This is a genomic window from Archangium sp. (assembly GCF_036277355.1).
Taxonomy (GTDB): Bacteria; Myxococcota; Myxococcia; order Myxococcales; family Myxococcaceae; genus Archangium.
The window spans coordinates 46477-58755 of the sequence record NZ_DASUNC010000180.1 but is presented as its reverse complement, the minus strand read 5'-3'; the positions used below and the strand labels follow the sequence as shown (position 1 = coordinate 58755).

Below are 12279 nucleotides of genomic sequence, written 5' to 3'. Positions count from 1 at the left end.
TGCCTCTGCCAGAAGAACACCGGCCTGGCTCTGCTTCGCACTACCGCATGAGCGCTGGGTTCGCTCCTTCCCCCCGGCGGCTCCTGATCCAGCCCCCTCTGGCTCCACCGCTGGCGAGCGATTTATCGACTGCCCTTCAGTTCAACAGCTCGGCGCGCTCGCGCAACTCCCGGGCCGTCAACTCCAGCCGAGCCCGGTCCGGCGCCTCGGGCGACAGCTCCAGGCAGCGCTCCACGTCCTTGAGGGCCGCCCGGTAGGCCCCCAGGTTGGCGAGCAGGGCCGCCCGCGTGCGCAGCTCGCCTGGATGGTTGGGGGCCAGCATCAGCAGCAGGTCCACCACCGCCAGGCCCCGCTCGCTCTCGTCGCGCTCCAGGTACACCCGGCGCAGGTTGGACAGCATCCGGTAGGTGATGAGCTCCACCGGCGCCGGGGCCAGCATGGAGGGGTTGAAGCGCAGCTGCGGCGCCACGCGCTCCAGCAGCTCCTTGCAGCCCTCCTCGGTGAGGATCTCCCCGCCGTGGAACGGGTCCACCACCAGCTTGTGGTCCCCCGCGCTGCAGGCCACCAGGAAGTGCCCGGGGAAGGGCACGCCGTAGAGGGGAATGCCCGCGCGCCGCGCCACCTCCAGGTACACCACGGAGAGGGTGATGGGCAGGCCCACCTTCCGCTCCAGCACCTGGTCCAGGAAGCTGTTCTCCGGCGCCTGGTAGTCCTCCTCGTTGCCTCGGAAGCCCTCGATGTCCGCGAGCACGTGACGCAGCGCGGTGAGGCCGGCGAGCACCTCGCCATGGCCGGTGTGCCGCTCCATCTCCAGCTGCACCCGGGCCGCCAGCGCGTCCAGGGTGTGCAGGTACGCCGAGGCGTCCAGCTCCGGCCGGTTGAGCGTCGCGATGGCCAGCGCCGCCAGATCCAACCGCGGCGGATCCGCCGCGAGCGCGGAGAGGAGGCGTTCGCGGGATACCGGCGGGCTCAAGGTCGAGGTGATGCTCACGGCGGGAAGGACTAACCCAGGCAAGAGGGAACGGCAAAGGCAGGCAGGCAGTCAGCTCCTGGGGGGTTCGGGGGGCAACAGCCGGCCCTTGAGCTCCGCCCGCATCGCCACCTGGGCGGAGATGAGTCCCGAAAGGAGACCATCTTCGAATTCGAAAGTCGGGTGTTCCTTGAGTTGCGGGAAGTCGTGGGGATTGCGCAGCTCCTCGGGGGTGATGTTGGGCACCACCTCGCGGGCCAGGCGGAGGACCTTGGCCTGCTGCTGGGAAATCATCCGCTCGAAGAGCTTGCCGGCAATCTCCAGCATCTCGAGTCCGCTCTCTTCCGTCATGGGGCTCCTTCGTCTCTCTCCTGGAGTCTCGGCTACTGCTGGGCGATGTCCCACTTCACCCGGCGCCAGGTGCGGCGGAAGGACTCTATATCGCCCTGGACCGCATCCCGCTCCTGCTCGCGGCCGTCGAGGAACGCAACGAAATCGAGCTGCTGGCCGGGCTGGCCGTACTCGGAGTCGAAGAGGCGGACGATTTCGTTGGCGGGCAGGGTGCGGCGGCCGGCCACGTCCACCAGGCCGATGCGCACGCCCCGCATGTCCTGGGAGGGGGCATAGGACTTGTAGACGAGCTCGGTGCACACGAGGGTGGAGTCGGAGAAGAAGTCGAAGTTGAAGTCGTAGGGCCGGCCCTGGAGGTGGAAGGCGCGGGCGATGGCGCGGGCCTTCTCCACGGGGGCCAGGCGTGGGCGCAGGACGCCGAGGTAGTCCACGTGCATGCCGTGCTCGGGGCCGGTGAAGGAGACGCCCTCGCTGATGGACTCGATGATGCGGATGGCGTCGCCGTGGCCGTCCGGGGCGGTGTAGGAGGCCCACCTGGCGGGGTACTCGCGCGCCAGGTGCTGGGCGAGCGTCTGGGGGGCGCCGGGCAGCGTCTTGAGCCAGTCGCGCACGCCGGGGTCGCCATCGAGGAAGGTGGCCCAGTCCTGGGGCGTGCCCACGTAGAGCTCGGCATGGGGCCAGAAGCCGGGCAGGCCGATGTTGGAGAGGTACCAGTTCTGCCGGGCCACGAGGATGTCGCCCGGCTGCATGTGGGCCAGGAGGGCGAGCGCCTGCTCGCGGCGGATGAGGGGCTGGCCGATGCGCTTGACGCGGGTGTCGCCCATCCACTCGGCCACCGAGCGCTGCACGGGGAAGACGGCGCTGGCGGTGAAGTCCTTGAGCACGTCCGCGCCGGCCTTGGCGAAGAGGGTGGGGCCGCGCTCGAGCAGCTTGCCCCGGGCGGCCTGGGAGTTGAGCCGCATCTCCTGGAGGAGCCACACGGCGCGGCGCACGTTGAGGATGCCCGTCTTCTTGAGCAGGGGCCGGAGCTGCCCGGCGTAGGTGTCGCCCGTCATGAGCTGGGTGGTGGTGGAGACGTGGATGGCCTTCTCCTTGAAGCGGGCGAAGGTGCGCGCGGGCAGGCCGTACTCCTCGGAGGGCTCGTCCAGGAGGACCTCGAGCTGCTTGCGGCCGCCGGTGAGCTCCGCGTACGTGAGCCCGTGGGCCAGCTGCGTGGTGAGCGCGCCGTGGGTGAGCAGGAAGCCCCAGGCGTGCTTCGCCGGCCGGGTGGGGGAGGGCTGCTTGACGAAGTCCCAGTAGCGCTGGCGGATGAGCTCGAGCGAGGCGAAGTAGTCGGAGAAGGCCGCCCAGGTGGTGAGCAGGGTGCGCTTCTCGTCCGGCGTGTAGGGGATGTCCTGCTTGCGCGTGTAGAGGCCGCGCGTCTTCGCAATCTGCTCCTGCAGGGCGCGCAGACCCCGGGCGTGGCGCTCGAGGGCCTCGAGGTCCTTCAGCGCCTGGTCCACGAAGGCGCCGTCGTCGAGCGAGTAGACGCTGGTGGCGTCGGAGTCGGAGGACGGAGCCGCGGGAGCCTGGGGAGCGGGCGGGGGAGCGGCGGGAGGCGGAGTGAGGGCCAGCCAGGTGACGAGCAGGGGGGTGAGGAGCATCGGGAGTCCCGGAGGATGTCTGGGGAGCGGCAGTCTACCCTGGCCCTGGCCGGAAGGCTGCCCGGGAGACACGGACGAGGGGGCGGGGAGGAGGTAGCCCGCCAGACATTCCGTCCACAGCTTGAAGCCGAGGCCCGGGGAGCGGAGAGGGAAGCCCGGGCGGAAAGGCACAGGACACGAGATGGCATTCGGATTTGCGGAGAACCCGGCACTCTCCATCACGCCCCACCTGGACTCCGTGGACTACCCGGCCACGCGCGAGCAGATCGTCGCGGCAGCGGAGGACAACGGCGCGTACACGGACATCATCAACGTGCTCAAGTCGCTGCCGCGGGAGGAGTACCCGTCGCGCGAGGATGTGATGAGAGACCTGGCGGAGGCGGCGCGGCGTTTCGCGTTGGGAGGCCGCAACTACGACGATGATGGGGTGGATCGGGATCGGCGCAACATCGGCCGGGACCTGGTGGAGAACGCCCCGGATGGGAACCAGCGGCATCCGTAGTCACGGGTGACCGTGTTGAGCAGCCGAGGCGCTCGCGGGCGCCGGCCACCAGAGGCCGGTCCTCGCGGGCGCTGTGGTTTTCCGGCGTGTGATGGCTTCTCTCGCGGCCCGCTGTGTAGGCTCCGGGTTCCTTCGGGCTCAGGGGGCCAGGGCATGAACCGCGTGCGCGTGACGGCAGGGCTGCTGGTGCTGATGCTTGGGACAGGGTGCCCCGTGGGCGGTGAGGCGGGAGTGCTGCGTCAGGCCATGCTCAAGGACCTGATCGAGGAGATGGCCCATGACAACTGCCCGGAGGAAGAGCTCCGAGCCGCGTGTGGACCCAGGTTCAAGGAGTGCATGGCGGATTGCCTGAGTGCGAGGGAGAAGAGAGGCTGGAAATGAGGTGGCGTGCGTGGCTCGCCATGGCGTTGGGCCTTCTGCTTCCAGTCCCATTGATGTGGGCCACGAGCAGGCTGCTGCTTGGCGGATTGGATGTGCCCGTCACGTACGAGCATGGCAGCAAGCTCGTGCCCATTCTTCCACCGGACGAAACGGGCCGGTTGCTCACCTTCAAGCGGTCCTGCGAAAAGAATGAAGACTGCGACGCTCCGCTCGCCTGTCTTCGCGATCAATTCATGTTGAAGAAGGCCTGTGTGGCGAGCACCTGCGCGACGGATGCGGACTGCGGCCAGGGCCTCTCCTGCTACTCGATCGCAGCGGGTGAACGCGTGGTGCGCCTCTGTGGTGCGCCAGGTGAGGTCGCGGAAGGGGAGTTCTGCATGGAACTGCCCCGCTTTCGTCACATGGCATGTGCGCCGGACCTGGTTTGTACGCACAAGTCTTGCCGCCGCCCCTGCCAACCCGAGACTCCAGGGAGTTGCCCGCGGGGTTATTCCTGTCACGCCGCGGATGTGAAGGGCTCCGTGTGTCTGCCGACCTGCGAAGGGCGTTCCTGCCCCGATGGGCAGCGATGCGTCGCTCTGGAGCATGGGGTCTCGATTTGCGCGCGGGTCCATGGAACGGATTGCCAGCTCAATCCCTGTCCAGCGGGGCAGGTGTGCGATGTTGCGGCTCGAGAAGCACGAAATGCCGTGAAGATGAGGTGTCTGCTTGAATGTGATTCCCAGTCAGGCTCATGTCCCGAGGGCTTCTCGTGCCTGAATGGTCAATGCATCCAACGATGCACCTCGGATGCGCCGGGCGCCTGCGGGCCGCTGGAGGAATGCGCCGGTCTACGGGAGGATCACCCCGGGTTGTGCATGCTCGACCTCGACGAGTGATGCGCGTGCGCATCGCTTCATGGCAGGCACGGCGGTGTTTTTCCCGGCATGCGATGGCTTTTCTTGAAGTTCGCGGTGTATGCTCCGGGTTTCTTCGGGCTCGAGAGGGCAGGGTGATGAACCGCGTCTACGGGGTTGCATGGATGCTGATGCTTGGGACAGGGTGTCCCGTGGGCGGTGAGGCGGGAGTGCTGCGTCGGGCCATGCTCATGGACCTCGCCAATGAACTGTCTCATGACGGTTGCCAACCCGCGGACATCCAGGAGCGGTGTGGGGACGAGTTATACAATGACTGCATGGCGGCATGCATCGATAAGATGAACAAGAGGGACCGGAAATGAAGTGGCGCGCCCGGCTTGCTGTCCTGCTGGCGTTTCTGCTCCCGCTCCCACTGATCTGGGTCTCGAGCAGGTTGCTGGTCGGTGAGCTGAAGGTGCCCGTTGCGAGAGATGAGGCGATCAGACTCGTCCCCATGCTTCCGCCGGACGAGACGAGCCGATTACTCACCTTCGCGAGGTCTTGTGCGGGGAATGAGGATTGCGAGGCTCCGCTCGTCTGCCTTCGCCAGTTGAAGTGGAAGATGGCCTGCGTGGCGAGCACCTGTGCAACGGATGCGGACTGTGGCAGCGGCCTTTCCTGCTATTCCGTCGCAGTGGGCGAGCGCGTGGTGCGCATGTGTGGCGCGCCAGGTGAAGTCGCGGAGGGGGAGTTCTGCACGGAGCTCCCTCGTGAGCGGAGCTGGGCGTGCGCTCCGGGTCTGGTGTGTACCCAGATGAGATGCCGCCGCCCCTGTCCGCCGCAGGCGCCCCAGGGCTGTCCCGCTGGCTATTTCTGCCGTGCCGCGGATGTGAAGGGCCCCGTGTGTCTGCCGGCCTGTGAGGGACGGACCTGTGCCGGGGGTGAACGATGCGTGGCGCTGAACCATGGCGTTTCAGTGTGCGCGCGGGTGCATGGAACGGATTGCCAGCTCAATCCCTGTCCAGCGGATCAGGTATGCGACGTCTCGGCCGGGAAGGCGCAGGGGCAGGTATGGATGAAGTGCGCGCTTCCTTGTGACAAGCAGGGACCTTCATGCCCCGAGGGCTTGTCGTGTATCGGGGGCAGGTGCCGCCAGCGCTGCACCTCGGATGCACCTGGCTCGTGCGGTCCAATGGAGGTGTGCGCGGGATTCTCGGAGCGCGCCCCAGGCGTGTGTATCTTCGACGTCGAGCCATGAGGTGCCCGGCGCCCGATTGGAGTGGGGCTGCTCACACGTGCTCGGTCTGACCATTGGGGTGGACTCGTCTGGCTTGCGGCCTCTATGCTTCACGGCTCCAAGGGGTTTGGCCGGGAGTGGTCCGATGAATCGCGCGTACCTGTTGGCATGGGGATTGTTGGTGGCGCTGGAGACAGGGTGCCCGGTGGGGGGAGATGCGGGAGTCCTTCATCAAGCCCTCCTCAAGGACCAGCTCAACGGACTGGTCCGTGACCGTTGCCGCCCTGCGGCCGTCGATGTCGTGTGTGGGCCTGACGACTACGATGACTGCATGGAGGCCTGCAGGCAGGAGATGGAGAAGAGAGGCTGGAAGTGAAGTGGCGGGCGTGGCTTGCCGTTGGGTCGGGCCTTCTGCTGCTGGTCCCGTTGATGTGGGTTTTGAACAGGCTGTTGCTGGTCGGCTCGGATGGGGCCGCTGTCGCGCACAAGCAGGGGAGCAGACTCGTCCCCATGCTCCCTCCAGACGAGACAAGACGGTTGCTCACCTTTGAGCGGTCCTGCGAAAAGAATGAGGACTGCGACGCTCCGCTCGTCTGCCTGCGCGGCCAGCTCATGCTGAAACATGCCTGTGTGGCGAGCACCTGCGCGACAGACGCGGACTGCAGCCAGGGCCTTTCCTGCTACTCCATCGCAGCGGGTGACCGCGTGGTGCGCCTTTGTGGTGCTCCCGGTGAGGAGGCGGAGGGGAAGTTGTGCATGGAATTGCCCATCTCCCGGAGCATGGCGTGCGCGCCAGGACTGGTGTGTACCCACAGGAAGTGCCGCCGTCCCTGCCAGCTTCAGGAGCCTCGGAGTTGTCCGGAGGGCCAATACTGTCATGCCGCGGATGCGAAGGGCTCCGTATGTCTGCCGACGTGTGAGGGGCGCTCCTGCCCCGAGGGGCAGCGGTGCGTGGCATTGGAGCACGGCGTATCGATTTGCGCACGGGTGCATGGGCCAGATTGTCAGCTCGAGCCCTGCCCGGTAGGTCAACAATGCGAAATCTCGGCTCGAGCGTCACGAAATGAGGTGCGGATGCAGTGCCTGCTTGCCTGCGATTCCCAGTCGCAACCGTGCCCCAATGGCTCTTCGTGCATGAGAGGCCGCTGCCTGCGACAATGCTCGGACGCACCGGGCTCCTGTGGGCCGAGGGACAAGTGTGTCGGATTCTCCGAGAGCGAACCCGGGTTTTGTATACCCGACTTCGGCAAGTGAGCAGCTCTCGGATTCATGTGTCCCTTCCGGAGACACGCGGCGCGCGGAGCGCCGCTGCCTCGGCATGGGCCCAGCCGCTCAGCGCCAGTCCGGCGGAGCCATGCTGACGCGGGGCATGTAGTAGCCCTCGGGTCCCTGCAACACCGTCTCGAAGCGCGGATCATTGAGCACCACACTGCCCGGGCTCTTGTCCACCCGCGCCGGGTCCACCTTGGCGCCATGCATGGGCAGCTTCGCGTACGTGGGGATTCCGTACTGGTGCTTGCCATCCACGGCCACGCCACAGATGGGATACGTGGTGCCGTCCGACAGGTAGAGACGGTCGAACTGGATGTAGACGCGGTGGGGCATCGTCACCGCCTCGCCGGTGATCTTCAGGTACAGCTCCTGGCCGTTCATCTCCACGAACATGGACGCACTGATGGGACCCGGTTTGAGGTTGAGGGCGCCTCCATCCTCGATGGATTCATCCGACACGGGAGTGCCTGATTCCGGATCGATGAAGGAGCCCTGCTCGTCGGGCTTGATGCCCAGCTTCACAGGGGTGGCACGAGCCTCGGGGGCGCAGCTCGCGAGGTAGCCGATGGGGTCGGGCCGCACGGGAGTGGTGGCGCACCCGATCAGTTGCGCGGTGACCGCTCCCAGAATGCTGGTGAGCAGCGCGCACCTGTGCGAGCCCGTCTGAGGCGGCATGGAGGAGGTATCGGGTGCTTCGGTGGCGAGAGGCGGCATGGGCGGTGTTCCTTTCTCGGAATGCGCCGGAGTGACCGGTGCGGTGGGCTCCGTGCGGAGCTGCATCCACCCTATCCCGAGCACTCCCATCCCGAGGGCCAGCGCGGCCAGACGCCGCAGCCGCTTGCCCCTCCTCCCCGTGCGAGCAGGTGGAGCGTTCTCCCGGGGAGGGCCGGAGGGCTCTGGTTCCGCGAGTTCCTCCCGTGGCTCCTCCAGCAGGTCTACCCCCGGGAACAGCTCCCGTACCCGCGCGCACTCGGAGGGGCGCTGCGCCGGAGTCCGCCAGGGCGCGGTGTGTCCCTCTTCCCCGAGCAGCCGCTCCAACTCCTCGCGGACGGCCCGGGCGCTCGGAGGACGCTGGGTAGGGTCCTTCGCCAGCAGGCGCAGGGTCAGTCCGCACAATGACGCGGGGGCACCGGGCGCGAGCAACCCGGGCTCCAGGGGCGGCGTGGAGGCAATGGCCGCCAGCAATTGCTCCAAGGGCACCCGGGTGCTGAAGGGGCGGCAGTTGGTGAGGGTTTCGTACAACAACACGCCCACGGCATAGAGGTCCGCCGTGGGACGGGCCTCCAGCCGCGCGTCCCGGGGCGCGTCCGCCGAGAGCAGGGACGCCAGGAAGAGGACGGCCTCGGGGGGCTGACAATGGAGCGTCCCCGGCGCGAGCCCGTCCGTCAGCGCGCTCGCACACGGCAGGTGGACCGTCCCGAAGTCGATGAGGAAGAGGGCGTCATCTCCCTCTCGCACCAGCAGGTTCTCCGCCTTCACGTCCCGGTGGCAGATGCCGCGTGCGTGCAGCACCTCGAGCGTCTTCAACAGCCCGCACAGCTCGCCCACGGCGCGATACAGCGGGGCGCGCTCGCGCCAGCGCCAGTCGTGGAAGGTGCGTCCGGAGACATGGGGAGTGACGAAATAGGCGTAGCCCTCCTCCGGGTCGGGCCACCGGCCCCGCTCGAGCACCGGCAACAGGTGGGGATGCTCCAGGTGCTCCAGGGAGGCCACCTCACGGCGCATCCAGTCGTCGACCCGATCCTCGTCCTCCTTCGAGGCGGGCCGGGCCGCCATCTTCAATGAACAGCGGCGTCCCCCGCGCTCCACCAGGAAGACGAAGGAGAACCCCCCGACGCCCAACCGGCGCACGATGAGGAAGTCCCGGAGGTGGTGCCCCGGGCGAAGCTGGTGGGGATGCAGTGGCGGGCTCATGGGGGCGTCCGCGCTTCTTCGAGGGGAAGGGGTTGGAAGGTCCCAGGCGAGTCCTCTCCGTCCAGCGCCAGTTCCAGCCGCGAGGCTCCCTCCGGGAGGACACCCGTCAGGATGTGGCGCTGACGTATCGGCCCCGCCTCTCCCGAGAGCAGGTGGGCGGGCCACTCCAGGAGGACGCCGTCCACGAGCGTCGCCCGCAGGCGCGCCTGGACCAGGCTCCACGGGGAGGCGCCCTTCTTGCGGCTGCGCAGGGCCACCGTGGCGAAGAAGCGCCGCTCCATCCAGAGCACGGACTCGGCCTCTCCCCGCGAGGCGCGTGTCTCGAGGTCCACCGTGCGCTGGGGGACGGCGAGCGTGGCGCGGCCGTCGGAGGTGGACAGGAGGCTCCTGGCCAGCGCCGACACGGCGGCCTCATCGGCGGAGGGCTCGCCCTTCACCACGCGCACCTGGAGATCCACCGAGTCTGGCCGTGTGACGAGCACGAAACGGAGCGGCTCGGTTCCAGGCCCGGTCTCCACGGAGAGGGGCACCTGCGTCCCCTCGGGCAGGTCCGTGATGGGGACGATGATCAGCGAGCCGTCGTCCATCGGTACGAACTGGAGGCGTTTCTCTTCCTCGGGGAGCGCCACGGCTCCGGGCTTCAGGGGTGCTTCGAACAGGAGGAGCGAGGCCACCCCCGTGCGCACCTGGAGCTCCAGCGGCGGCACCTGCCCGGGATGGAGGGGGAGCACGAGCATTCGCCGGCGGATCCACGGCGAGTTCAACCGGACCTGTGCGGCGGCCGGGACGGAGAGCAGGATCGACAGGACGAGGAGGAGCCAGGAACCAGGGCGCACGCGAGCACTCACAGGGCAGGCGCGCAGGGTAGGGGAGGCGCTTTCCTGGGGGCAAGAAGAAACCCACTTCCGCCGTTGCCTCGGTTTGGAGTACTCATGAGGTCATGGCGTTCCAACGGGTCCCGGTCACGGGCGTCACCGATCTCATCACGATGACCCTGGCACGGCTCCACGAGGTGGAACGGCATGCCGCTACCTCGGACCAGGTCGACGCCCTCGAGGCGTGCAGGACCACGCTGTATTTCATCCAGGGCAGGGGCGAGACAGGTGAATTCGCGGCGTTCGTGGAGAGCTTCGACACCGCCCCCGTGACGCCCCTCCTGTCGTTCACCACCCAGGAGGCAGCGGAAACCTGGCTGCTGAATCATCCTGCCCCGCCTCACGGCGCCCTCGTCAGGGCAGCGAACGACTTCTATACCGTCGTTGACGCACGCGCTCTCCACCACCGGAAGTTGCTCCTCCTTCCGCACCCAGAGGAAGTGACGCAGGTGGATGAGGCTGGGGAAGAGGCCGAGCAAGAAGTCGAGAACGCACCGGAGCCACCCAAACCGAGCCCTGGCGCGAAGTTCAGCCTCTTCAAGCTCTACGAGAGAACCTGCTACGACCTCCATCAGATGGAGAAGCGGATGTCCTCACCCGAGGATCTCGAGGCCATCAGGACCGCCAAGATCTCCTTCGACTTCGTGATGCGCGTGGGCGAGGAGTATGGCTTCGAGGAGTACCTGGAGAGTCTTCGCTCCGCCAGGACCTCACCGCCTCTCGAGTCCTTCACAACCCGCGAGGAGGCGGACAACTGGTTGGCGACTCAACCCGAGCCTCCGCCTCCAGCAGTGGTTTCCATTGGGAACGAGCTTTACTCCGTGGGCTACAATCGTCGCCGGAAGATGCGCTGGTTGATCCGTATCCCCACGCGACGGGAACTGGACACCCGCGCGCCGTAAAACGAACCGCTCGCGAGCCCGGGTGCTTTCTGCCAGCGTGCGTGGCCGTCATGCGCCTTCTCCGTTCGAGCGTCCTGCTGCTCCTCGTGGCCCTGGCCAGCGCCTGCAGCCGCAACGTTCCCTCGCTGGTGCCCAAGACGGGTGCGCCGCCTTCCCCGCGGCTCGAGTTCCGCCCTCCGGCTGACACGGTCCTCACCGAGTCCTTGAAGAGCACCGTGGGACGGAGCGGCGCCCTGAGCACGCAGGAGGCGGAGCTGACCACCGTGACGCGCTTCACCCCGGAGCAGGGCGGCTGGCTCCTCACGCAGCGGGTGACGCAGGCGCGCTACACGCGAGACGGCACCCCGGTGGAGACGTTGGTGGATGACGTCCTCACGCGCTTCCCCCTGCGCGTGCGGCTCGCGGGGGACGGAACCTTCGTGAGTCTGGTGGAGCCCGAGGCCGCGCTGGCGGCGCTCGCGGCGGTGGCCCCGGCGGGGCAGGACATCTCTCCGCTGGAGGGCTTCTTCGCCCCGGAGGCCCTGGAGAACCGAACCCGGGCCGAGTGGGACGTGAAGTACGGCGGCCTCTACGGACGCGCCTGGGAGCCGGGTGCACGCTCCTACGTGGTGGGCACGGTGCCCCTGGGCGGGCGCGAGGTGACGTACCTCCTGGAGCGCACCTTCAGCGGGACGGTGCCCACCGGGCACGGCGAGGCGATGCTGTTCTCCCTGCGCTGCCTGGAGGCTCCCGGAGCGGACGCCTCCCCCCAGGTGCTCGAGGCGTTGAGCCAGGCGGGGAACCCGGAGCTGACGCCGGGGGTTCAGTGCGAGGGAGAACAGTTGCTCGGAAGAGGCCGTTTCCTCCCGATACGGCGCGGGCTCACCTTGCGGGCGACGTTGGACGGAGAGACCTGGACGTGGGCGGCGAAGTCGCAGCTGGAGTCGCCGCAGGCGCCCGAGGAGGAGCGGAGATGAGCTACGAGCAGAACCTCATCGAGGACGAGGCGGGCATTCGCGCGGTGGTGCAGGCCAGCAAGCGCGTGGCGGTGCTGGGCATCAAGACGGAGCAGCAGCAGGGCCAGCCGGCCTTCTACGTGCCGCAGTACCTGGCGGGCGCGGGCGTGGAGGTGGTGCCGGTGCCCGTCTACTACCCGGACGTGACGCACATCCTCGGCAAGCCGGTGTTCCGGCGGCTGGTGGACATCCCGGGCGAGCTCGACCTGGTGGACGTGTTCCGGCGGCCCCAGGACATCGACCAGCACGTGGACGACATCCTCGCCAAGAAGCCCAGGGCCGTCTGGTTCCAGTCCGGCATCCGCAACGACGCGGCGGCCGAGAAGCTGGCCCGGGCCGGCATCCAGGTGGTGCAGGACCGCTGCCTCATGGTGGACCACCGCCGCTACGGGCGCTGAGCT

10 protein-coding genes are annotated in these 12279 nt (G+C 67.8%); 5 read left to right on the top strand and 5 right to left on the bottom strand.

Annotated features, from left to right (window positions below; translation table 11 throughout):
* Positions 1 to 136: 136 nt before the first annotated feature.
* The 3 genes from VFZ09_RS45260 to VFZ09_RS45250 are packed head-to-tail and all read right to left on the bottom strand — an operon-like array spanning position 137 to position 2964.
* Positions 137 to 991 carry a transglutaminase-like domain-containing protein gene (locus VFZ09_RS45260; protein WP_329734059.1) on the bottom strand — a complete coding sequence of 285 codons (855 nt, stop codon included), beginning with the start codon at positions 989 to 991 and terminating at the stop codon, positions 137 to 139.
* Between the two features lie 51 nt (positions 992 to 1042).
* Positions 1043 to 1321, bottom strand: coding sequence for a hypothetical protein (locus tag VFZ09_RS45255; RefSeq protein ID WP_329734058.1), 279 nt, complete (start codon positions 1319 to 1321; stop codon positions 1043 to 1045).
* 32 nt (positions 1322 to 1353) lie between these two features.
* Positions 1354 to 2964 (bottom strand): YiiX/YebB-like N1pC/P60 family cysteine hydrolase, encoded by a 1611-nt coding sequence (locus tag VFZ09_RS45250; protein ID WP_329734057.1) that lies wholly within the window; start codon positions 2962 to 2964, stop codon positions 1354 to 1356.
* A gap of 181 nt (positions 2965 to 3145) precedes the next feature.
* Here VFZ09_RS45250 and VFZ09_RS45245 point away from each other — a divergent pair, with 181 nt between their 5' ends.
* Together VFZ09_RS45245 and VFZ09_RS45240 are read left to right on the top strand one after the other, a co-directional pair.
* On the top strand, positions 3146 to 3466 hold the full coding sequence (locus tag VFZ09_RS45245) for a DUF2795 domain-containing protein (RefSeq protein ID WP_329734056.1): 321 nt from the start codon (positions 3146 to 3148) through the stop codon (positions 3464 to 3466).
* Positions 3467 to 3619: 153 nt separating this feature from the next.
* Positions 3620 to 3847, top strand: coding sequence for a hypothetical protein (locus VFZ09_RS45240; RefSeq protein WP_329734055.1), 228 nt, complete (start codon positions 3620 to 3622; stop codon positions 3845 to 3847).
* A gap of 3405 nt (positions 3848 to 7252) precedes the next feature.
* Here the strand turns inward: VFZ09_RS45240 and VFZ09_RS45235 are convergent.
* Complete coding sequence (locus VFZ09_RS45235) at positions 7253 to 9106, bottom strand: serine/threonine-protein kinase (RefSeq protein WP_329734054.1); 1854 nt, start codon at positions 9104 to 9106, stop codon at positions 7253 to 7255.
* The gene (locus tag VFZ09_RS45230) at positions 9103 to 9942 is read right to left on the bottom strand and encodes a DUF2381 family protein (RefSeq protein ID WP_329734053.1); all 840 of its coding nucleotides are present in this window, start codon (positions 9940 to 9942) and stop codon (positions 9103 to 9105) included. The genes VFZ09_RS45235 and VFZ09_RS45230 overlap by 4 nt, the downstream gene beginning before the upstream one ends.
* A gap of 104 nt (positions 9943 to 10046) precedes the next feature.
* Here VFZ09_RS45230 and VFZ09_RS45225 point away from each other — a divergent pair, with 104 nt between their 5' ends.
* The 3 genes from VFZ09_RS45225 to VFZ09_RS45215 are packed head-to-tail and all read left to right on the top strand — an operon-like array spanning position 10047 to position 12276.
* Positions 10047 to 10883: a hypothetical protein gene (locus VFZ09_RS45225; protein ID WP_329734052.1), complete on the top strand. Its 837-nt coding sequence runs from the start codon at positions 10047 to 10049 to the stop codon at positions 10881 to 10883.
* Positions 10884 to 10933: 50 nt separating this feature from the next.
* Entirely contained in the window at positions 10934 to 11839 is a 906-nt protein-coding gene (locus VFZ09_RS45220) for a hypothetical protein (protein ID WP_329734051.1), read from the top strand.
* Positions 11836 to 12276: a CoA-binding protein gene (locus VFZ09_RS45215; RefSeq protein WP_329734050.1), complete on the top strand. Its 441-nt coding sequence runs from the start codon at positions 11836 to 11838 to the stop codon at positions 12274 to 12276. The genes VFZ09_RS45220 and VFZ09_RS45215 overlap by 4 nt, the downstream gene beginning before the upstream one ends.
* Positions 12277 to 12279: the final 3 nt, after the last annotated feature.

Excerpts from the sequence above, each read along its gene's own strand:
- VFZ09_RS45255 (WP_329734058.1), bottom strand. The coding sequence starts at position 1,321 with ATGACGGAAGAGAGCGGACTCGAGATGCTGGAGATTGCCGGCAAGCTC.
- VFZ09_RS45250 (WP_329734057.1), bottom strand. The coding sequence starts at position 2,964 with ATGCTCCTCACCCCCCTGCTCGTCACCTGGCTGGCCCTCACTCCGCCT.
- VFZ09_RS45245 (WP_329734056.1), top strand. The coding sequence starts at position 3,146 with ATGGCATTCGGATTTGCGGAGAACCCGGCACTCTCCATCACGCCCCAC.
- VFZ09_RS45240 (WP_329734055.1), top strand. The coding sequence starts at position 3,620 with ATGAACCGCGTGCGCGTGACGGCAGGGCTGCTGGTGCTGATGCTTGGG.
- VFZ09_RS45235 (WP_329734054.1), bottom strand. The coding sequence starts at position 9,106 with ATGAGCCCGCCACTGCATCCCCACCAGCTTCGCCCGGGGCACCACCTC.
- VFZ09_RS45225 (WP_329734052.1), top strand. The coding sequence starts at position 10,047 with ATGGCGTTCCAACGGGTCCCGGTCACGGGCGTCACCGATCTCATCACG.
- VFZ09_RS45220 (WP_329734051.1), top strand. The coding sequence starts at position 10,934 with ATGCGCCTTCTCCGTTCGAGCGTCCTGCTGCTCCTCGTGGCCCTGGCC.
- VFZ09_RS45215 (WP_329734050.1), top strand. The coding sequence starts at position 11,836 with ATGAGCTACGAGCAGAACCTCATCGAGGACGAGGCGGGCATTCGCGCG.